This is a genomic window from Nocardia sp. CA-151230 (assembly GCF_050942175.1).
Classification (GTDB): Bacteria; Actinomycetota; Actinomycetes; order Mycobacteriales; family Mycobacteriaceae; genus Nocardia.
In genome coordinates this window covers 6,753,219-6,775,577 of record NZ_CP192061.1, presented here as the reverse complement: position 1 = coordinate 6,775,577, position 22,359 = coordinate 6,753,219, and the positions used below count along the sequence as shown (strand labels likewise).

The 22,359-nt window shown below is 64.1% G+C and carries 11 protein-coding genes and 3 rRNA genes; 10 read left to right on the top strand and 4 right to left on the bottom strand.

All coding sequences use genetic code 11. The annotated features are described in order from the left end of the window. Positions 1–25: 25 nt before the first annotated feature. A complete protein-coding gene (sucB, locus tag ACQP1O_RS31965; protein ID WP_433562102.1) occupies positions 26–1,771 on the bottom strand; it encodes a 2-oxoglutarate dehydrogenase, E2 component, dihydrolipoamide succinyltransferase in 1,746 nt (581 codons plus the stop codon). Positions 1,772–2,562: 791 nt separating this feature from the next. Here sucB and ACQP1O_RS31960 point away from each other — a divergent pair. After that, on the top strand, positions 2,563–2,898 hold the full coding sequence (locus ACQP1O_RS31960) for an oxidoreductase (RefSeq protein ID WP_433562101.1): 336 nt from the start codon (positions 2,563–2,565) through the stop codon (positions 2,896–2,898). A gap of 102 nt (positions 2,899–3,000) precedes the next feature. Here the strand turns inward: ACQP1O_RS31960 and ACQP1O_RS31955 are convergent, their stop codons facing one another. Further along, positions 3,001–4,506, bottom strand: coding sequence for a leucyl aminopeptidase (locus ACQP1O_RS31955; protein ID WP_433562100.1), 1,506 nt, complete (start codon positions 4,504–4,506; stop codon positions 3,001–3,003). A gap of 234 nt (positions 4,507–4,740) precedes the next feature. Between ACQP1O_RS31955 and tuf the strand changes: the two genes are divergently transcribed. Next, on the top strand, positions 4,741–5,937 hold the full coding sequence (gene tuf / locus ACQP1O_RS31950) for an elongation factor Tu (protein WP_433562099.1): 1,197 nt from the start codon (positions 4,741–4,743) through the stop codon (positions 5,935–5,937). Between the two features lie 69 nt (positions 5,938–6,006). On the opposite strand, the gene ACQP1O_RS31945 is transcribed toward tuf, so the two are convergent. Continuing rightward, positions 6,007–7,434 (bottom strand): sugar porter family MFS transporter, encoded by a 1,428-nt coding sequence (locus ACQP1O_RS31945; RefSeq protein ID WP_433562098.1) that lies wholly within the window; start codon positions 7,432–7,434, stop codon positions 6,007–6,009. Between the two features lie 856 nt (positions 7,435–8,290). On the opposite strand from ACQP1O_RS31945, the gene ACQP1O_RS31940 reads away from it, so the two are divergent. From ACQP1O_RS31940 to ACQP1O_RS31925, 4 genes are all read left to right on the top strand, one after another. Next, positions 8,291–9,807, top strand: a 16S ribosomal RNA gene (locus tag ACQP1O_RS31940). Positions 9,808–10,128: 321 nt separating this feature from the next. Then, positions 10,129–13,234: ribosomal RNA gene (locus tag ACQP1O_RS31935) — 23S ribosomal RNA — on the top strand. A 121-nt stretch (positions 13,235–13,355) separates the two neighbouring features. Beyond that, positions 13,356–13,472, top strand: a 5S ribosomal RNA gene (rrf, locus tag ACQP1O_RS31930). Together the 16S, 23S and 5S rRNA genes form the textbook arrangement of a ribosomal RNA operon. Before the next feature lie 107 nt (positions 13,473–13,579). Next, the gene (locus tag ACQP1O_RS31925; protein WP_433562097.1) at positions 13,580–14,080 is read left to right on the top strand and encodes an SUKH-3 domain-containing protein; all 501 of its coding nucleotides are present in this window, start codon (positions 13,580–13,582) and stop codon (positions 14,078–14,080) included. A 106-nt stretch (positions 14,081–14,186) separates the two neighbouring features. Here the strand turns inward: ACQP1O_RS31925 and ACQP1O_RS31920 are convergent, their stop codons facing one another. Beyond that, complete coding sequence (locus tag ACQP1O_RS31920; RefSeq protein WP_433562096.1) at positions 14,187–15,182, bottom strand: SEC-C metal-binding domain-containing protein; 996 nt, start codon at positions 15,180–15,182, stop codon at positions 14,187–14,189. 454 nt (positions 15,183–15,636) lie between these two features. Between ACQP1O_RS31920 and ACQP1O_RS31915 the strand changes: the two genes are divergently transcribed. The 4 genes from ACQP1O_RS31915 to ACQP1O_RS31900 are packed head-to-tail and all read left to right on the top strand — an operon-like array spanning position 15,637 to position 22,221. Continuing rightward, complete coding sequence (locus ACQP1O_RS31915) at positions 15,637–17,112, top strand: DUF3375 domain-containing protein (RefSeq protein ID WP_433562095.1); 1,476 nt, start codon at positions 15,637–15,639, stop codon at positions 17,110–17,112. Next, positions 17,109–17,714: a DUF4194 domain-containing protein gene (locus ACQP1O_RS31910; protein ID WP_433562094.1), complete on the top strand. Its 606-nt coding sequence runs from the start codon at positions 17,109–17,111 to the stop codon at positions 17,712–17,714. The genes ACQP1O_RS31915 and ACQP1O_RS31910 overlap by 4 nt, the downstream gene beginning before the upstream one ends. Beyond that, on the top strand, positions 17,711–21,061 hold the full coding sequence (locus ACQP1O_RS31905) for an ATP-binding protein (protein WP_433562093.1): 3,351 nt from the start codon (positions 17,711–17,713) through the stop codon (positions 21,059–21,061). The genes ACQP1O_RS31910 and ACQP1O_RS31905 overlap by 4 nt, the downstream gene beginning before the upstream one ends. After that, positions 21,058–22,221: a Wadjet anti-phage system protein JetD domain-containing protein gene (locus ACQP1O_RS31900; RefSeq protein ID WP_433562092.1), complete on the top strand. Its 1,164-nt coding sequence runs from the start codon at positions 21,058–21,060 to the stop codon at positions 22,219–22,221. The genes ACQP1O_RS31905 and ACQP1O_RS31900 overlap by 4 nt, the downstream gene beginning before the upstream one ends. The last annotated feature ends 138 nt before the right edge of the window (positions 22,222–22,359 follow it).

The window sequence follows — 22,359 nt, the reverse complement described above, 5'->3', positions numbered from 1 at the left end:
TCAATCCTGCCGCCCGTATCCGGCATCAGATCCCGAGGTCACCCTCGAACGCGGCCTCTTCCAGCCGGTGCTTGACGGTGGTCAGGAAGCGACCCGCGTCGGCGCCGTCGATGAGACGGTGATCGTAGGTGAGCGGCAGGTAGGCCATCGAGCGGATGCCGATGAACTCGCTGCCGTCGTCGCTGATCACCATGGGGCGCTTGACGATCGCGCCGGTGCCCAGCATGGCGGCCTGCGGCGGCACCAGGATCGGGGTGTCGAACAGGGCGCCCTGCGAACCGATGTTGGTGATGGTGAAGGTGCCGTTGGCCAGCTCGTCCGGCTTCAGGCCACCGGTGCGCGCACGGTTGGCGATATCGGCGATGGCACGCGCCAGTCCGGCCAGCGACAGGTCGTTGGCGTTGTGGATGACCGGCGAGAGCAGGCCCTGCTCGGTGTCGACCGCGATACCCAGGTTGACCACCGAGTGGTAGGTGATCTCCTTGGTGTCGGAGTTGTACGACGCGTTCACGTTCGGGTGCACGGCCAGCGCCTCGATGACGGCCTTGGCGTAGAACGGCAGGAACGTGATGTTCACGCCCTCACGCTGCTTGAACGCGGCCTTGGCGCGGCTGCGCAGGGCGGCGATCTTGGTCATGTCGACCTCGTGCACCTGGGTGAGCTGCGCGGTGGTCTGCAGCGCCTCCACGGTCCTGGTCGCGGTGATCTGCCGGATACGGCTGGCCTTCTGGACCGTGCCGGTCAGGTGCGACAGCGACGGACGCGGCGCGGGCGCGGCAGCGGCCGGGGCGACCGGAGCAGCGGCGGCGGGCGCGGCGGCAGCGGCGGGGGCCGGAGCCTTCTTGGCCTCCGCGGCGGCGAGCACATCCTGCTTGCGGATGCGGCCACCGACACCGGAACCGGTGAGGGTCGCGAGGTCAACGTCGTTCTCCGCGGCCAGCTTTCGCACCAACGGGGTCACGTAGGGGCCGCCGTTGGTGGAGGGCTCCTCGGCCGGGGTGGCCGCGGCGGGAACCGGAGCGGGCTTGGGAGCCGGAGCCGGTGCGGGGGCCGGGGCGGGCGCGGGGGCCGCAGCGGCCGGAGCCGGAGCGGGGGCGGGTGCGGGAGCCGGGGCAGGCGCGGGGGCCGGAGCCGGTGCGGCGGCGACGGCACCGCTGCCGATGACGCCCAGCTGACCGCCGACGGCGATCACGTCGTCCTCCTGCGCGGAGATCTCCAGCAGGGTGCCGGCAACCGGGGACGGGATCTCGGTGTCGACCTTGTCGGTGGAGACCTCGAGCAGCGGCTCGTCCACGGCGACCTGGTCGCCGACCTGCTTCAGCCAGCGGGTGACGGTTCCCTCGGTGACGGACTCACCGAGCTCGGGCATCTTGACCGGGGTGCCGGACCCGGCAGCGGCCGGGGCGGGCGCGGCGGCGGCCGGCGCCGGAGCGGCGGCGACCGGCTGCGGGGCCGGGGTGGGTGCGGGGGCCGGCGCGGGCGCCGGGGCAGGGGCGGCGGGTGCCGGGGCGGCGGCCGGGGCCGGAGCGGAACCGGCCTCACCGATCACGCCGAGCTCGCCGCCGACCTCGACCACGTCGTCCTCCTGGGCGACGATCTTCGTGAGAACGCCTGCGACCGGGGACGGGATCTCGGTGTCGACCTTGTCGGTGGAGACCTCGAGCAGCGGCTCGTCGACCTCGACCGTGTCTCCTTCCTGCTTCAGCCACCTGGTTACAGTGCCCTCGGTGACGCTCTCACCAAGAGCCGGCATCTGGACGGAGAAGGTCATGTCCGTTGACTCCTCTGACTGCTCGTCGGGTTAAACAGTTCGTCTCTCCGCGAGCCTGGCACCGCGGGTCGCGGTGTCGTCCCGACGGCCACCGAACACTCAGTGGCACCGGAGATCCGTGTTGGTTCTTGTTCCGATCACCCATCCTTGCACTCGCCCGGGTGCGGCGTGTCACAGGGCGGCCGTTGCGCCGACCTCTCAGTGTCGCGATCCCCCGCGTGAGCAAGAGATCTCCCTGGCGTGAGCGTGAATTGGCGGGAATGGCATGAGACGTATCACGTTTGCGCGCGACACTTCTGTCCGGGGTGCCGCTGGCCGGGAGTCGCGGCAGCACTGAGCGGGATAGCCGACAGCTAGCTGAACCCACCGCCGCCCGCCGACCGGATGGCTGGGCATCCGTGGGGAGCGGCGGTTGCGTCGCGGGAGTGATGAATTCGCGGGGAGTGGTGAATCGGTTGAGGGCGTGCAGGATGCCGACAGCCTCGCCGCAATGTCGATGGGCGCCGTCGGCGCGCGCGAGCACCCGTTCGCGCGCCTCTCGTGTCGGCGCATGGATCTGGCCGCCCGCGGCATCGCCGCACCGGCCCTGAATTGCCGAGTGCGCCACCGGGCTCGCCGAATCGCGCTTCTGCGGTCGTCCCCGGGCGCGGGGGCGGTACTGGGCTGAGCTGGGCCTGAACGGATTCTGTGGGGCTGCTTAGGAGTTGGCCGGGGGACTGGCGAACGGTCCGGGAGCTGGCACTATCGAAATATCCGGCGGTGTTTCCGTGGCCGGAGAGGAGGTAGCCGGGATGGGTTTCCTGGAACTGTTCGGGCGCAGCGGTACCACGCGCCGGGGTGATGCCGACCCCGAGGCGATGGCGCATCTCGCCGCCTGGACCCGAAGCCATTACGGCGTGGAGGCTTTCGTCGAGCCGCGTACGACGGTGTCCGATGTCTCGGTTGTCCTGGTCGCCCACGACGGGTCGTGGACCCGCCGCGCGGTCGGTGAGCGCGGCGCGCAACGCCTGTCCGCCACCTTGAGCATCCCCGTCTACGACGCCCGCCGAGTCGGATACCCCCAGCGCATGCGCGACTACGAGGCCCGCCGCCGCATCCTGGAACGCCGCGCGGTCCAGGACTTCTGACGCCAGGCCCCGGAACGTCCGGCGCGAGTCCGGCCGCGCCGAACGACGACGCCCGCCCCGCATCGAGCGGGGCGGGCGTCCGTGTGCGACTGCCGCTGTTCGCTATTCGGCGGCGATGTCCTCGAGGGTCGCGATGAGCGTGCGGACCGGGACGCCGGTGCCGCCCTTGCCGACGTAGCCGAACGGGCTGCCGGTGTTGTAGGCGGGGCCGGCCACATCCAGGTGCGCCCACTGCACACTCTCGGAGACGAACTCCTTGAGGAACAGGCCGGCCGACAGCATGCCGCCCCAGCGGTGCGGCGCGACGTTCTGCAGGTCGGCGATCTTGGAGTTCAGGTCGGCGCGCAGTTCCGCGGGAAGCGGCATGGCCCAGGCGTTCTCGCCGACGGCCTGCGAGATGCGGGCCACCCGGTCGCGGAAGAGGTCGGTACCCATGACGCCCGGGGTGCGGGTGCCGAGCGCGACCATCTGCGCACCGGTGAGGGTGGCGACGTCGATGACGTAGTCGGGCTCGTCCTGGCCCGCGCGCACGAGCGCGTCGGCCAGGATGAGCCGGCCCTCGGCATCGGTGTTGATGACCTCGACGGTGGTCCCGCCGAACTGGGTGAGCACGTCACCGGGCCGCTGCGCGGTGGCCGACGGCATGTTCTCGGCCATGGGCACGGTGGCGATGACCGTGAGCGGCAGGCTCAGTCGCGCAGCCAGCAGCGTGGTGGCGATGACCGCCGCCGCGCCGCCCATGTCGGAGGTCATGTTCTCCATGTTCGCTGCGGGCTTGATGGAGATGCCGCCGGTGTCGAAGGTGATGCCCTTGCCGATGAGCGCCACCTTGGGGTCGCCGCCCGCGTAGGTGATGCGGATCAGTCGCGGCGGCCGCGAGGAGCCCTTGCCGACGCCGAGAATGCCGCCGTAGCCCTGGGATTCGAGTTCCTTCTCGTCCAGGATCTCCACCTGCAGGCCCGCGGCCTTGGCCAATTCCGCTGCGCGGTTGGCGAATTCGGCCGGGAACAGGTCATTGGGCGGGGTGTTCACGAAATCCCGCGCGGTGGCGACGGCTTCGGCCACGGCCTGCGCCCGGAACAGCGCCTCTTCCCCGAATCCCGGTTCGGGAACCAGGAATTCGACACGCTTGACCGGCTGATCGTCGTCCTTGGGTGCGGTCTTGGCGGACTTGAACGTGGTGAACTGGTACGCGCCCAGGTAGAAGCCCTCGGCCGCCGCGCCGAGGTCCAGCCCCGACAGTGTGGTGACCGCGGTCGCGACCCCGGTCAGCGCCCGACCGGCCGCACCGGCCGACTTGCGCACCTGCTCGGCGTCGAGCTTGTCCTCGGCCCCGAGCCCGACCGCCAGCACATAATCCACGCCCAGCCCGGCCGGAGCCGGCACCCGCGTGACCTCCTCGCCCTTCCCCTTGGCCCCGACCGCCTGCAGCGCAGTCAGCAGCGCCGCCCGGGTCTCGCCGTCCAGCACATCCTCGAAGGCGTCGGCGGGCGCGATCACCGGCCCGTCATCCGTCGAGGTGAGGCCGATGACGAGGACGTCGGCCTGCCCGATGCCCACGGTGCGTACGAGTTCCGGTCCGAGCGAACGATCTGCAACAGCTGTCATAACCGCTCACGTTACTTCCCCTGCTCACCCGGGGCGGGTTCGGCGCGTCTCCCGGGGACTCGCCGAGCGGAACACCACCCGTCAACAGTCCTGTACGTCCGGTTCGACCTGTTCTCGACCTGTGCGGGCCGACGGCTGAATACCCTGGAAACGACACCGCCGTCGGGCATGACTTCGCGGTGTCCCCACCCTCCGGTGCCCTCTCGAATCGCGCGGGCGCACAGGAGGTTCCCAGTGGCGAAGGCGAAGTTCCAGCGGACGAAGCCGCACGTCAATGTCGGCACCATCGGCCACATCGACCACGGCAAGACCACTCTCACCGCGGCGATCACCAGGGTCCTGCACAACAAATATCCGGACCTGAATCCCTTCACACCCTTCGATGCCATCGACAAGGCCCCCGAGGAGCGGCAGCGCGGCATCACCATCTCCATCGCCCACGTGGAGTACCAGACGGAGAATCGCCACTACGCGCACGTCGACTGCCCCGGCCACGCCGACTACATCAAGAACATGATCACCGGTGCCGCCCAGATGGACGGCGCCATCCTGGTGGTCGCCGCCACCGACGGCCCGATGCCGCAGACCAAGGAGCACGTCATCCTGGCGCGCCAGGTCGGCGTCCCGAAAATGGTGGTGGCACTGAACAAGTGCGACATGGTCGAGGACGAGGAGATCCTGGAACTGGTCGAACTCGAGGTGAGCGACCTGCTCAGCGAATACGAATTCGACGGCGACAACACCCCCATCGTCCGCGTCTCCGCCTACCAGGCGCTCGAGAACCCCACCGGCGAGTGGGGCGACACCATCACCGAACTCCTGGCCGCCGTGGACGATTGGATCGACACCCCCACCCGCGAGGTCGAGAAGCCCTTCCTCATGCCCATCGAGGACGTCTTCACCATCACCGGCCGCGGCACCGTCGTCACCGGCCGCATCGAACGCGGCGTCCTGAAGGTCAACGCCGAGGTGGAGATCGTCGGCATCCGCCCGAAGACCACCAAGACCACCGTCACCGGCATCGAGATGTTCCGGAAACTGCTGGACGAGGGCCAGGCCGGCGAGAACGTCGGCCTTCTCCTGCGTGGTGTCCGGCGCGAAGATGTGGAACGTGGCCAATGCGTCATCAAACCGGGTTCCGTCACACCCCACACCCAGTTCGAGGGTCAGGCGTACATCCTCTCCAAGGAGGAGGGTGGCCGTCACACGCCCTTCTTCAACAATTACCGCCCCCAGTTCTACTTCCGAACGACGGATGTCACCGGTGTGGTGACGCTTCCGAAGGAAGTGGAGATGGTCCTCCCGGGTGACAACGTCTCCATGGAGGTGGTCCTCATCCAACCCATCGCCATGGAGCTCGGCCTCAAGTTCGCCATCCGTGAGGGCGGCCGCACGGTCGGCGCCGGTCAGATCACCAAGATCATCAAGTAGTTCGGGACACCTGCGAACAGCGCTGCGGCCGAGCCCCGTTCACCGAGGCCCGGCCGCGAAATCCGAGGTCTATCCCATTTCTTCCAGTGCCTTGCCCTTCGTCTCCGGAACCCACCTGAGTACGAAGGGAATCGAGAGGACGGCGAAGGCGGTGTAGATGACGTAGGTCCCCGACAGGTTCCAGTCGGCGAGGCTGGGGAAGCTGGCGGTGATGACCCAGTTGGCGATCCATTGCGCCGACGCGGCCACGCCGAGGGCGGCGGCGCGCAGCCTGTTGGGGAACATCTCGCCGAGCAGCACCCAGACCACGACGCCCCATGACATGGCGAAGAACAGCACGAAGCAGTGCGCGGAGATGAGCGCCACGATGCCCTGGGTGTGCGGCAGGCTCACGCTGTCCCCGGACCCGGACTTGTAGGAGAACGCCCACCCCTCCAGTGCGAGCGAGATCGCCATGCCCGTGGATCCGATGAGCGCCAATGGTTTCCGTCCGATCCGGTCGACCAGCATCATGGCGATCACGGTGCCGACGATATTGATGATCGAGGTGGTGAACGAGTACAAGAAGGAGCTGGACGGGTCGATGCCCACCGACTGCCACAGTGTCGCCGAGTAGTAGAAGACGACGTTGATGCCGACCAGTTGTTGGAACACCGACAGCCCTATACCGATCCACACCACCGGCAGGAACCCGAACCCCCCGCCCAGCAGATCCCTGAACATCGACCGGTGCTCGCTGTGCATGGCCTGCTCGATCTCGGCCACCCGCTCGTCCAGATTCCCTCGGTCGCCCTCGACCTCGGCCAGCACCTCCTTGGCCTTGTCGGTCCTACCGATGGAGATCAGGTACCGCGGCGACTCCGGAATGGTGAACGAGAACAGCCCGTACAGCGCCGCCGGCACCACCATCACCCCGAGCATCCACTGCCAGGCCTCCAGCCCTGCGATGTGACCGCGCTGCTCACTGCCCGCCATCTTCAGAATCGCGAAGTTCACCAGCTGTGAAGTGGCGATGCCGATCACGATGGCCGCCTGCTGGAACGACGCCAGCCGCCCGCGATACGCCGGCGGCGACACCTCGGCGATGTACGCGGGCCCGATCACCGACGCCATCCCGATCCCGATGCCGCCGATCACACGCCACATCGCCAGATCCCACAGTGCGAACGGCAACGCCGACCCGATAGCACTACAGGTGAACAGCGTCGCCGCGATCCGCATGCACCAGATGCGCCCGATGCGGTCCGCGATCCGCCCCGCGATCGCCGCCCCCACCGCGCACCCGATCAATGCAATGGCCACCACCTGCGCCAATGTCGCCGACCCGATGTCGTACCGATCCCGGATCGCCTCGACCGCACCGTTGATGACCGAGCTGTCATACCCGAACAGAAACCCACCCATGGCCGCCGCAGCGGTAATGAACACGACATAGACGAGGCCGTCCGCCCCACCCACCTGATCGCCGGGCGTTCGCTCGCCCACCGTTGAATTCACGCAGACTCCTTCGTCCCGACCCGGAGCCTGGTGAGCCCGGGCCAACCACCTTGGGTAAGACCGAGATGACGCACAGAACCCCGTCAGACGGCGCATTCCGACGATCGTTGCTGCCGTGATGCTTGTCAACGCGGCCCGCAGGGCTGGCTTTCCGCCGATATGGACAGCCGGATCGGCCGCGATGTGGTGGTCTCTGCCCGCCAGCCGTTCGGCCTCTCGCAGTAGTTGCGCCGCGCTCTCGATGTCGCCGGCTCGCGCGGCGTCCGTCGCTTGCGACACCGCATGCAGAACTCCGGACCGATCCTCGCGACTCTCTGTCCGCGCCCGAACAGCTCCGGCCACGAGACCCCCTTACCTATAGGCACCGTTCTGGGGAGGTATTCGGAGCCACACGCTCTTCGACTCGTCCGGGCTGCTCCTCCGATGTGCCGGAAAAGCGCAGGTAGACAGCCGATTTGACTTTGGTTCGTCGATTCCAGGTCAGAGCGACACGGACACCGACCCGGAGCCCCAAGGGCCTGGGAAACGAGGTTGGACGAGGAGCGCCTGATGATCACACTAGTTCGACCTGACCAGCGGATTTGGTTCTGCTGTGTGGTGCGAGCTAAGCTTGATAAGTTGCCTAGCTGATCGAACGGGCCTACTGCCCGGGAGATTGCTTGTGCGTGTGTTCTTTGAGAACTCAATAGTGTGTCGATGAATGTCAGTGCCAAATTTTGAAATTTGGTTCCGATTCTCACCCCCCGTGTGAGGGTCGGACATTTAAGTCGGCTAATTTCCAGCCGGCTATTTTTGCTAGGTTTTCGGACTCTGGTTCGAGATACTTCTGATTCACCTTCGGGTGTTTCTAGAGTCTTCAACGGAGAGTTTGATCCTGGCTCAGGACGAACGCTAGCGGCGTGCTTAACACATGCAAGTCGAGCGGTAAGGCCCTTCGGGGTACACGAGCGGCGAACGGGTGAGTAACACGTGGGTGATCTGCCTTGCACTCTGGGATAAGCCTGGGAAACTGGGTCTAATACCGGATATGAGCCTGGACTGCATGGTCCGGGTTGGAAAGGTTTACTGGTGCGAGATGGGCCCGCGGCCTATCAGCTTGTTGGTGAGGTAACGGCTCACCAAGGCGACGACGGGTAGCCGGCCTGAGAGGGCGACCGGCCACACTGGGACTGAGACACGGCCCAGACTCCTACGGGAGGCAGCAGTGGGGAATATTGCACAATGGGCGCAAGCCTGATGCAGCGACGCCGCGTGAGGGATGACGGCCTTCGGGTTGTAAACCTCTTTTGACAGGGACGAAGCGCAAGTGACGGTACCTGTAGAAGAAGCACCGGCCAACTACGTGCCAGCAGCCGCGGTAATACGTAGGGTGCGAGCGTTGTCCGGAATTACTGGGCGTAAAGAGCTTGTAGGCGGTCTGTCGCGTCGATTGTGAAAACTTGCAGCTCAACTGCAAGCTTGCAGTCGATACGGGCAGACTAGAGTACTGCAGGGGAGACTGGAATTCCTGGTGTAGCGGTGAAATGCGCAGATATCAGGAGGAACACCGGTGGCGAAGGCGGGTCTCTGGGCAGTAACTGACGCTGAGAAGCGAAAGCGTGGGTAGCGAACAGGATTAGATACCCTGGTAGTCCACGCCGTAAACGGTGGGTACTAGGTGTGGGTTTCCTTCCACGGGATCCGTGCCGTAGCTAACGCATTAAGTACCCCGCCTGGGGAGTACGGCCGCAAGGCTAAAACTCAAAGGAATTGACGGGGGCCCGCACAAGCGGCGGAGCATGTGGATTAATTCGATGCAACGCGAAGAACCTTACCTGGGTTTGACATACACCGGAAAGCCATAGAGATATGGCCCCCCTTGTGGTCGGTGTACAGGTGGTGCATGGCTGTCGTCAGCTCGTGTCGTGAGATGTTGGGTTAAGTCCCGCAACGAGCGCAACCCTTATCTTATGTTGCCAGCGCGTAATGGCGGGGACTCGTGAGAGACTGCCGGGGTCAACTCGGAGGAAGGTGGGGACGACGTCAAGTCATCATGCCCCTTATGTCCAGGGCTTCACACATGCTACAATGGCCGGTACAGAGGGCTGCGATACCGCGAGGTGGAGCGAATCCCTTAAAGCCGGTCTCAGTTCGGATCGGGGTCTGCAACTCGACCCCGTGAAGTTGGAGTCGCTAGTAATCGCAGATCAGCAACGCTGCGGTGAATACGTTCCCGGGCCTTGTACACACCGCCCGTCACGTCATGAAAGTCGGTAACACCCGAAGCCGGTGGCCTAACCCTTGTGGAGGGAGCCGTCGAAGGTGGGATTGGCGATTGGGACGAAGTCGTAACAAGGTAGCCGTACCGGAAGGTGCGGCTGGATCACCTCCTTTCTAAGGAGCACTTCTACACAAACCATTCGAAGAGTCGAATCGGGTTGTGTCAGAGACCGTTTGAGTCCCCAATCGTGGGACCGCGGAAGCTCATGGGTGGAACGCTGACAACCTCTTCTCATCGGTGTCGGTCCCATGTGGCCGGCCGAGAAGATATATCGACACACTGTTGGGTCCTGAAAGAACAGACGTTCTTTCCAGGCAAAAAACGACGAAATCTTCTTCGCGGTCATACCGCAGAGATTCTCTGGCTGGTGCCGCAGTAGCGAGAAGGTTTTGTGTGTTGTTTGAGAACTGCACAGTGGACGCGAGCATCTTTGTTAGTAAGTGTGTAAGAGCGTACGGTGGATGCCTTGGCACCAGGAGCCGATGAAGGACGTAGTAGGCTGCGATAAGCCTCGGGGAGCTGTCAAACGAGCTGAGATCCGAGGATTTCCGAATGGGGAAACCCGGCACGAGTGATGTCGTGTCACCCGCACCTGAATATATAGGGTGTGTGGAGGGAACGTGGGGAAGTGAAACATCTCAGTACCCACAGGAAGAGAAAACAACATGTGATTCCGTGAGTAGTGGCGAGCGAAAGCGGAAGAGGCTAAACCGTGTGGATGTGATAGCCGGCAGGCGTTGTCCATGCGGGGTCGTGGGACATTACTTCCTGTTTCTGCCGAAGCAGGCGACAGTCAGAAAAGATCGCGTTAGTCGAATTGGTCTGGGACGGCCAACCGTAGACGGTGAGAGTCCGGTAGACGAAAACGTGTTCTCTGTCGTGTAGTGCTCCCGAGTAGCAGCGGGCCCGTGAAATCTGCTGTGAATCTGTCGGGACCACCCGATAAGCCTGAATACTACCTGGTGACCGATAGCGGACTAGTACCGTGAGGGAAAGGTGAAAAGTACCCCGGGAGGGGAGTGAAATAGTACCTGAAACCGTGCGCTTACAATCCGTCAGAGCTGTTAAAGGTGATGGCGTGCCTTTTGAAGAATGAGCCTGCGAGTCATCGGTGTGTGGCAAGGTTAACCCGTGTGGGGGAGCCGTAGCGAAAGCGAGTCCGAATAGGGCGTTGTAGTCGCACACTATGGACCCGAAGCGGAGTGATCTACCCATGGCCAGGGTGAAGCGACGGTAAGACGTCGTGGAGGCCCGAACCCACTTAGGTTGAAAACTGAGGGGATGAGCTGTGGGTAGGGGTGAAAGGCCAATCAAACTCCGTGATAGCTGGTTCTCCCCGAAATGCATTTAGGTGCAGCGTCGCGTGTTTCTCGCCGGAGGTAGAGCTACTGGATGGCCTAGGGGGCCCACAAGCTTACCGAAGTCAGCCAAACTCCGAATGCCGGTGAGTGAGAGCGCGGCAGTGAGACTGTGGGGGATAAGCTTCATAGTCGAGAGGGAAACAGCCCAGATCGCCGGCTAAGGCCCCTAAGCGTGTACTAAGTGGAAAAGGATGTGGAGTCGCGAAGACAACCAGGAGGTTGGCTTAGAAGCAGCCACCCTTGAAAGAGTGCGTAATAGCTCACTGGTCAAGTGATTCTGCGCCGACAATGTAGCGGGGCTCAAGTACACCGCCGAAGCCGCGGCATTCAGACATTATCCCGCTTTCGAGCCAGGAGTCTGGATGGGTAGGGGAGCGTCGTGTAGCCAGGGAAGCGGCAGGGTGACCTAGTCGTGGAGGCTGCGCGAGTGAGAATGCAGGCATGAGTAGCGAAAGACGAGTGAGAAACTCGTCCGCCGAATGACCAAGGGTTCCTGGGCCAGGTTAATCCGCCCAGGGTGAGTCGGGACCTAAGGCGAGGCCGACAGGCGTAGTCGATGGACAACGGGTTGATATTCCCGTACCCGTGTATCCGCGCCCAATGGCGAATCATCTGTGCTAACCGTCCAAATGTTCTCTTATCAAGCCTTCGGGCGAGAGGGAGAATTGCTGCACGGGACCCTGGGTGTAGTAGTCAAGCGATGGGGTGACGCAGGAAGGTAGCTGGGCCAGGTGATGGAATACCTGGTGTAAGCCTGTAGGGCGTCTGGTAGGCAAATCCGCCGGACATGAGCCTGAGAGGTGATGCGTAGCCGATTGAGGCGAATTCAGTGATCCTATGCTGCCGAGAAAAGCCTCTAGTGAGTTGGTACACGGCCCGTACCCCAAACCGACACAGGTGGTCAGGTAGAGAATACTAAGGCGATCGAGATAACTGTGGTTAAGGAACTCGGCAAAATACCTCCGTAACTTCGGGAGAAGGAGGGCCCGGTCTGGTGAACACCCTTGCGGTGGGAGCTGGGTTGGGTCGCAGAGACCAGTGAGAAGCGACTGTTTACTAAAAACACAGGTCCGTGCGAAGTCGTAAGACGATGTATACGGACTGACGCCTGCCCGGTGCCGGAAGGTTAAGAGGACCGGTTAGCTCTTCGGAGCGAAGCTGAGAATTTAAGCCCCGGTAAACGGCGGTGGTAACTATAACCATCCTAAGGTAGCGAAATTCCTTGTCGGGTAAGTTCCGACCTGCACGAATGGCGTAACGACTTCTCAGCTGTCTCAACCACAGACTCGGCGAAATTGCAGTACGAGTAAAGATGCTCGTTACGCGCGGCAGGACGAAAAGACCCCGGGACCTTCACTATAGCTTGGTATTGGTGTTCGGTACGGTTTGTGTAGGATAGGTGGGAGACTGTGAAGCGGGTACGCCAGTATTCGTGGAGTCATCGTTGAAATACCACTCTGATCGTATTGGACCTCTAACCTCGGACCCTGATCGGGTTCAGGGACAGTGCCTGGTGGGTAGTTTAACTGGGGCGGTTGCCTCCCAAAATGTAACGGAGGCGCCCAAAGGTTCCCTCAGCCTGGTTGGCAATCAGGTGTTGAGTGCAAGTGCACAAGGGAGCTTGACTGTGAGACCGACAGGTCGAGCAGGGACGAAAGTCGGGACTAGTGATCCGGCACCGGCAAGTGGAAGCGGTGTCGCTCAACGGATAAAAGGTACCCCGGGGATAACAGGCTGATCTTCCCCAAGAGTCCATATCGACGGGATGGTTTGGCACCTCGATGTCGGCTCGTCGCATCCTGGGGCTGGAGTAGGTCCCAAGGGTTGGGCTGTTCGCCCATTAAAGCGGCACGCGAGCTGGGTTTAGAACGTCGTGAGACAGTTCGGTCTCTATCCGCCGCGCGCGTTAGAAACTTGAGGAAGGCTGTCCCTAGTACGAGAGGACCGGGACGGACGAACCTCTGGTGTGCCAGTTGTTCCGCCAGGAGCACGGCTGGTTGGCCACGTTCGGAAGGGATAACCGCTGAAAGCATCTAAGCGGGAAGCCTGTTCCAAGATGAGGTTTCTCACCCCCTCGAGGGGGTAAGGCCCCCAACAGACCATTGGGTTGATAGGCCAGAACTGGAAGTCTGGTAACAGATGTAGGTGACTGGTACTAATAGGCCGAGGACTTACCAACAAAGAAGCTACGCGTCCACTGTGCAGTATCTGAAACAACACACAGATCACTGAGAAGACAGGAACCGAGGCCCGGCAACGGGATTCGCGCCCTGGCTCTCTGTGTGACAGTTTCATAGAGTTACGGCGGCTATAGCGGTGGGGAAACGCCCGGTCCCATTCCGAACCCGGAAGCTAAGGCCACCTGCGCCGATGGTACTGCACTCGACAGGGTGTGGGAGAGTAGGACACCGCCGGAACATCCTTCGCGAAGGCCCCGACCAATTCTGGTCGGGGCCTTCTGCGTATCCGGGCAACTCAACCAAATCGATACGTGCCGAAAGCTATTCAGCTCCGAATAGCCACCATGCGCTTCTATTGGCCGAATCCAATTACGGCACAGGCACTGACCGCTGCGGGCTGGACGCCGAGCCGGCGGGTCGACATCACCGAGTGGATCGAACGTCTGGAAGGCGAAGGCTTCCACGTCTCTCCACCCGCCGCGGCCATTCTCGAGAGCTTCGGCGGCCTCGCCATCCATCCCCCTGAAATCGCGAGCGCCCTCTGGCCCGCGGACCCGCTGTTCTTCGACCCCATTGACGTGGCGAATGGCATGTTCGACCGTTATGCCGACTTCGAATCCGCACTGGGTCATCGCATGACTCCCCTCGCCGCCAACTCCAGCGGCACTGCCTTCCTCCTGATCCTCGATGACGGTCGAGTCGTATCGGATAGCCTCCAGGCCCTCTGCTTGCTCGGAAATACCTTCCCCCAGGCCCTCGACCTCCTGCTCCGCCGCCACCGCACCCCATATCCGTTGGTTGGACCGGCTCGGTTTCGCTCGCCGATCGCGGCATCTCATCAATAGGGTTGTCAGGTGAGGTACTTCAACACGGCGGGTCCGTGTTACCCGGACCTGCACTACACACTTCCTTCCGAATACCAGACATGCGGCTGTTGGCGTAAACCCGTTGTCAGTCCGGCCTGCCGCAGCACTTCTTGTACTTGCGTCCGGACCCGCACCAGCAGGGTTCGTTTCGGCCCGGTGGCCAGGGCGTCCCCGGGTTCGTCCTGATCAGCTGTGTCGCGAATGTCGCTCGGGTCGTAGCTTCTTCGGGGTCGTTATCGGTTTTGGTGGCGTATTCGGCGAGGCCGTCCGCGGTGGCCGCAACGATGGAGGGGGACAGCCCCGATTCGGAGCTGCGCAGGGCGCGCTCCACGGCCCGGCGGTGTTCATCGAATGTGCCGTAGGAATCCTGCAACGCGGGCCACCGTCGAATTGCCTGTGCGAACTCGGTTTCCGGGAAGTACAGCATCGCCACCGGAATCGGATGCGGTCGCTCCGGTCGGCCGAGGCGTTCGAGTTTCTCGATCCACTGATGACGATCTCGGTCCACATCCAGGTCGACGTGATCCTCGGGCAACCCGAGGCGATGACGGACTCGAGTGCGACCGGAACCGAGCCGAAATCGGCCCAGTGTCTCGTGAGCATCATTGTCGGACGGCGATATTCGTGATCGGCTCAGCCCCGCCTCGAACCAGCGCAGCGCGTCGTCCCAGTCCTCGTGCTCCTCGAACGCTTCCCCGGCGATCTCGTACACGAGGTAATCGTCGGGCCCTTCGGCGAACACCACATCCAGCAGTTTCCGCGCTTCCTGCTCCTCCCCATGCCCGAGTAGAAGCGACGCATACCAGACCCGCGCATCCCCGGCGACATGACCGCCATCGGCGATCGCATCCAGATAACGCCGCCGCGCCCGATCGAACTCCCCGGCGAGCGCCCAATACGACGCCGCCTCACTGAGGTTCTGCGCGCGCTCCGAGAGCTCTCCCTCTGTGGCTTCCTGCTCATAGTCGCGCGCGATCTCCTCAGGCGGTGCTTCGTCACCGCCGAAGTCGTCGACAAGAAGCCCGAGTTCGTCACGCAGCCGGGCATTCTCGGCCTCCAACCGCTCGATCTCCCGCCGCAATCGGCGCCGCTGCTCGTCCTCGTTCGCGTCGCCCGACATAGGGCTCCTTTCCGTGCTGCTCGTCGGCCGATCATTCCATCACGACGTGCTGGTCCGATGCCACGCCGTGTCTCCGGCATACCGATATCTACGCATTCCGTGCCGTCCTCGCCATGGTTCATGAGCGGACGTGACCTGTGTTCCGAGCCTGCCTTGTCCGGCAACGTTCGGCAGGTAATCCGGGTGCCGGATCTTGGAGCCGACGGCGAAGTCTCGGATCAGTCCTGCGTGCTGGTCGAGCCAGCGGATGCAGGTGCCGATCGCAGTCGAGCCGCTACTCGGAAGGGCTCGGCGTGCGGGTGTTGCGGTGGAGCCGGCCGGTCTGGTCTCCTGGACCGATCGGCGCTGGGACGTTTGTCGGTGGGGTCGCCTAGTATTCCAGCGCCCCACTGGCTTCATCGGAGGATGCGTCATCGTGCGGTTCGAACAACTGGATGCCTTGCGCCGGCAGCCGGCCTGGCGGCTGCTGCGTGCTGACCATGCGCCGTTGGTGCTGTCGTTCCTCGGCCAGGTGTTCGTGGACGAGAACGTGCGGGCCATCTCGGCGGCCGAACTCGAGAGCCGACTCGATGATGAGCTGTACGCGCTCAATGAGCGTCTGGGGGAGGGCACGTTTCCCAAGTCACCTGCGGCATATTTGAATGATTGGGCCGCACCGGAATCCGGGTGGTTGCGCAAGTACTATCCGCCGGACTCCGACGAGGTGCATTACGACGCGACTCCGGCGGTGGAGAAGGCGCTGGCCTGGGTGAAGTCCATCCAGGACCGCTCCTTCATCGGTACCGAGTCCCGTTTGAACACTGCCTTCGAGCTGTTGCGGCAGATGGCGTTCGGCACGGAGAACGATCCGCAGGTGCGTTTGGCGGAGCTGCAGCGGCGGCGGGACGCGATCGATGTGGAGATCGAGGCGGTGCGCCGGGGGCGTTTCGAGGTGCTGGAGCCGGCGGCTCAGCGTGACCGCTATCAGCAGTTCGTCGCGACGGCACGAGAGCTGCTCGCCGACTTCCGCGAGGTGGAGGCGAATTTCCGGCAGCTCGATCGGGATCTGCGTGCGCAGATCGCCACCTGGTCGGGTGCGAAGGGGCAGTTGCTGGATGAGCTGCTGGGCAACCGGAATTCGATCGCGGATTCCGATCAGGGCCGCAGTTTCCAGGCGTTCTACGACTTCTTGTTATCGCATGACCGGCAGGTCGAATTTGCCGAACTGCTCGCCAAGGTGCAGGTGCTCGACGCTGTCGACGCGGACCCGCGGATGCGGCGAATCCATCACGACTGGCTGGCCGCGGGCAGCCGTACTCAGGCGACGGTTCGGCTGCTGTCGGAGCAATTGCGCCGGTTCCTTGACGATCAGGAGTGGCTGGAGAACCGGCGCGTCATGGTCATTCTGCGCAGTATCGAGTCGAATGCGTTGCGGGTCAAGGACATCCGCGATCCGCAGCTGGAGGTCGAAATCGACGCCACGGCCCCGGAAGTGGTGCTGCCGATGGAACGGCCGCTGTATCGGCCGGTGGACAAGGCGCCGCTGGTGAGTACCGGAATCGTCGAGGCAGCAGAGGACGTGGACGCGGATCTGCTGTTCGAGCAGGTGTTCGTGGATCCGGCGCGGTTGGTGGAGGGCGTGTGCGGGGCTTTGCGGGGCCGAGGGCAGATCGGGCTGACCGAACTGCTCGAGCGCAACCCACTCGAACAGGGCCTGGCCGAACTCGTCACCTACCTGTCGCTGGCGGACCCGGGATTCGCCGTGGTCTTCGATGAGCACACCCGTGAGCGGGTGCAGTGGCGCGATGCGGACGGAAATTCGCGGCAGGCCGAGATACCGCGGGTGACTTTCACCCGATCCGATTCGACGGAGGAGACGACGATGATCGCGCCCACCGAGGATCTGCGGTGACCGCGCCCGCGGCCGAGCCCGACCTGTCGGTCGTCGTCACCCAGCTGCTGAAAGGCGTGCTGTACCAGGACACGCACGACCGCCAGTGGCGGCAGTTGCTGGCCCTGCAGGCTCAGGTCCGCGACTATGTCCGGGTCATCGGCCTGACGGTGTTCATCGATGAATCGGAGGGTTATGCCTTCCTGCAGTCGCGCCCCGACCTCGAGGACGAGGAGGGCCCGGCCATCCCGCGCCTGATTCCCCGTCGCGCCCTGTCGTTTCCGGTGAGTCTGCTGCTGGCATTGCTGCGCAAGAAGCTGGCCGAGCACGATGCCAAGGACGGCGATGCCAGGCTGATGCTCACCCGGGAGCAGATCGTGGAGACCGTAAGGGTGTTCCAGCCCGAGTCCAGCAATGAGGCTCGCCTGGTCGAGCAGATCGACACGCAGATCAACAAGGTTGTCGAGCTCGGATTTCTGCGCCGGCTCAAGGCTTCCGGGTCGGTGGACACCTTCGAGGTTCGGCGGGTGCTCAAGGCGTTCGTCGACGCGCAGTGGCTTTCGGAGTTCGATCAGCGGCTGGCCGAGTACGCGGGCACACTGTCCGGTGGGGAGGGGCGATGACCGGCGAACCAGCACCGGGTTACCGGTTGGACCGGCTCGAGGTCTACAACTGGGGTACCTTCGATCAGCGCGTATGGCGTTTCGAACTGGGTGGTCGCAACGGACTGCTGACCGGTGACATCGGTTCCGGCAAGTCAACTGTCGTAGACGCCATTACGACGCTGCTGCTGCCCGCCCACCGGATCTCCTACAACAAGGCCGCGGGCGCGGAAACCCGTGAGCGCGATCTGCGTTCGTATGTACTGGGTCACTATAAATCGGAGCGCAACGAATCCCTGGGCACCAGCCGCCCGGTCGGATTACGCGATCGCACGTCGTTCTCGGTGATTCTGGGTGTGTTCGCCAACCGCGGTTTCGACACCACGGTCACGCTGGCGCAGGTGTTCTGGTTCAAGGACCAGGGTGGCGCGGGTCAGCCGGACCGCTTCTTCGTCACCGCCGATACCGCATTGAGCATCGCGGCCGACTTCGCCGATTTCGGCGGGGACATCGCGGCGTTGAAGCGCCGGCTGCGCAAGTCCGGTGCGACGGTTCGCGACGCATTCCCGGAGTACGGCAAGGACTTCCGGCGTTTGCTGGGCATCGAGTCCGAGCAGGCGATGGAGCTGTTCCACCAGACGGTATCGATGAAATCGGTGGGCAATCTGAACGATTTCGTGCGCAATCACATGCTCGAACCGTTCGATGCCGACACCGCCATCAAGGGTCTGGTCGACCATTTCGAGGACCTGACCAAAGCTCATGACGCCGTGGTGCGCGCACGTGACCAACTGTCGCTGCTGGATCCATTGCTCGCCGACTGCGACGAGTACCGCAGACTCGCCGACGAGATCGATGCCGTGCGCGCCCACCGAGACGCGCTGCCCTACTACTTCGCCGACCGCAAGCGCACCCTGCTGACCGCGGAGGTCGAACGCCGTCGCGCCGACGCGGATGAGGTCGGCGAGCTGCTGCGACTGACCAAGACAGAGGTCAAACGCTTGCGCGCCGAGAGCAGCCGGCTCGAGTTGGAGCGGGCCGGCCACGGCGGCAACCGGATCAGCGAGATCGATCGCGAGATCGAAGACTGCGCCCGCATCCGCGATGAACGGCAATATCGCGCAAAGCGTTTCGCTGAACTGCTGGGCGAGGTCGGGCTGCGGGCGGTGGAGAATTCCGAGCAGTTCACCGCGCGCCTGCGCGAGGTGAGCGACCGCGCGGCCGGGGTGGAGGATGAGCGGACCGAACGCCAGAACACCCTGACCGAGGTTGCGGTGCAGCTCAGGGGCGCCGAGGACGAGGCCCGCGACATCAACGCCGAACTGCGCAGTCTGCGGGAGCGCCCCAGCAATATTCCGGCCCGCCAACTGGATCTGCGTCGCCGCCTGTGCGCCGAACTGGGCATCGACGAGGCCGACCTGCCCTATGCCGGTGAGCTCATCCAGGTTCGTGCCGAGCAGTCCGCCTGGGAAGGCGCCGCCGAGCGCCTGCTGCACGGCTTCGGTCTGGCGATGCTGGTGTCGGGCGATCATTATGCGGCGGTGTCGGATTGGATCGACGGCCACCATCTCGACGGCCGCCTGGTCTACTTCAAGGTTCCCGCCGCCGTCGTCGAACGCCCCGCCGAGGTGGGGGCCCGCTCGCTGTATTCGAAGCTGGAGATCAAGGATTCGCCCTTCGCGGACTGGCTGGATCGCGAGCTGCGCCACCGCGCCGACTACGAGTGCGTCGAATCCATGGCCGAGTTCCGTCGCGCCCGCACCGCGATCACCAAGGCCGGCCAGATCAAAGGCGGTCGCGGACGGCACGAGAAGGACGATCGGTTCCGCATCGACGACCGCCGCCACTACGTGCTGGGCTGGAGCAATGAGAGCAAGATCGAGGCGCTGCTGAGCGAGGCCGGCCGGATCGCGCGGCTGCTCGACACACTGCAGGGCACGCAGCGGGACGCGAAGGCGAAACTGGCCGAACTGAACGCCTTCTCGTCCGCGGCGGACAAGCTGGTCGAGTTTCGCGCCTTCTCCGACATCGACTGGCCGGCAATGGTGGGACGCATCGCCGACCTGGAGGCGGAACGGCAGCAGATCGAGCGATCCTCGAATGCCTTGCGCGAGATCGCGACACAGTTGGAGCAGGTGAACATCGGGCTGGGCGACGCGGATGCCGCTGTCGAGCGGCTCAGCGGCGAGCTCGGCGCGATCGAGCGTGAGATCGGTACCGCGGAGGCCACCCTGTCGGATCTGGCGGAGCTGCTGACGCAACCGGACTACGACTCGTCGGTCACGCTGTTCCCCGCGATCGAGCAGGCGGTGCGGCGGCACCGTGCCGATACCGTCACCGCCTGTGATCAGGCACAGTCCCGGATCACCGCCGAATTGACCGGCCGTGCGGAGGGTTTCACCCGCGAGCAACGAGGTGCGGGCAATCGCGCCGTCACCAAGATGACCGGATTCCGTGTCCGATATCCGCTGGAAACCGAGGAATTGGATGACAGCGTGGAATCCACGGACGGCTACCGCCAGCTGCACCGCCGTCTGGCCGAGGACGACCTGCCCCGCTTCGAAGCCGATTTCAAGACCTACCTGAACACCAACACGATTCGGGATATCGCCGGGTTCTACGCCCAGCTCGGCAATCAGGTGGAGCTGATCAGAGAACGGGTCGAGATCATCAACAAGTCGCTGGCGGGGATTCCCTACAACCCGGGCCGCTACATCCGCCTGGAGTTGCAGCCGACCTCGAATGTCGAAATCCGTGACTTCCGTGCCGAGCTGCGGGAATGCACCTCCGGTGCGGTCGGCGACGGTGACGATCAGTACTCGGAACAGAAGTTCCTGCAGGTGAAGGCGATCATCGAACGCTTCCGCGGACGGGAGGGCCAGACCGAGGCCGACCGGTCGTGGACGCGCCGCGTCACCGATGTGCGCAACTGGTTCGTTTTCGCCGCCTCCGAACGCTGGCTCGAGGACGATACCGAGCACGAGAACTACACCGATTCCGGCGGCAAGTCCGGCGGTCAGAAGGAGAAGCTGGCCTACACCATCCTCGCCGCGTCTCTGGCCTACCAGTTCAAACTCGACTGGGAGGCGGTGCGGTCCAAGACCTTCCGTTTCGTGGTGATCGATGAGGCGTTCGGCCGCGGCTCCGACGAATCGACCCGTTTCGCTCTGGGCCTGTTCGGCAGGCTCGGACTGCAACTGCTGATCGTCACGCCGCTGCAGAAGATCCATGTGATCGAGCCGTTCGTCTCCTCGGTCGGCTTCGTGGACAACAAGTCCGGCGCGTACTCGCGGATACAGACGCTCACGATCGAGGAGTACCGGCAGCGGCAATTGAGCCACGCACTCGAGACCGGGGGACCGGTGTGACCGCCTGGACCACGCGCGCCGACGTGGTCGCGAAACTGCGGCGGCGCTGGGATTCCGGTGAGTTCCTCACGGCGTACGCCTCGGACGCTTCGCTGTTCCCGCTCGAGGTGCCATTGCGTGGCCCCGGCCCGCGCGAGCTCGCCACCGACCTGTCCGCCGCGCAGGAGTGGGCGGCGCAGTGGCGCAAGGCGAATGGGGTGCGCCTGGAATATCAGCGAGTCGGCGGACGGCTCATCGGTGCCAACGACCTGCCGCGACGGGTGTGGATCGACGAGTGGCCGCAACTGTGGTCGCTCCTGGGTGTCGCCGCGGCCGTGGACGACTACTCCGGTCTGCTCGATCGCACCCGCGCCGCCGCTCCGGCGCTGACCGCATGGATGCTCGCCAAGCCCCACGAGGTGCTGGCGCTGGCCGGCGAATGGGACCGCGTCGTCGCGACCGTGCTCTGGATCGACTCGTCTGCCGCGCCCGGCACCTTCTTGCGCCAGGTCGATGTCCCCGGCGTGGACACCAAATTCATCGAACGCCATCGCGCCGTGTTGTCCCGCCTGCTGGACCGCCAACTGCCCGCCCACCGCATCGAAACCGATTGCGCGCCCGCTGATTTCATCGGCCGCTACCGTTTCCGCCGCAAACCGCAGTACGTGCGCTACCGCTGGCTCGATCCCCGCCACCGCACCGGCGGCTTCACCGAACTCACCGTCCGCACCGACGAATTCGCCTCCACCCCACCGGAAGCGGAGTCGATCCTCATCGTCGAGAACGAAACCACCTACCTCGCCCTGCCTCCGACCCCGAACACCGTCGCCATCTTCGGCGGTGGCTACGCCCTGACCCGCCTGGACGCCCTTACCTGGCTGACCGAGCGCCGCGTCCGCTACTGGGGCGATATCGACACCCACGGCTTCGCCATTCTCGACCGACTGCGCCGCACCTTCCCGCACACCGAATCGGTTCTCATGGATAGGTCGACACTTCTGGCCCACGAAACCCAATGGGTACAGGAGAACTCGCCCACGATCGCGATCCTCGACCACCTGCGGCCCGCGGAATCGGAGCTGTACCGGGACCTGGTGGAGCACACCTTCGGCCCGTCGGTCAGGTTGGAGCAGGAGCGGATCCGCTACGCGTCCATCGAATCGGCACTGTGCGACGAATGAGCGGCAGCTCGCCGCGCCGGTGTCGCAGGCCGAGCCGCGAGGCAGGCGTTCTGTGCCGGCTCTCGCCGTGCGGGGTTCTGTGAGAGGCCGCACGTAACGGCATTCGAATTGCGATATCGGTGCGATACTCCGGTACCT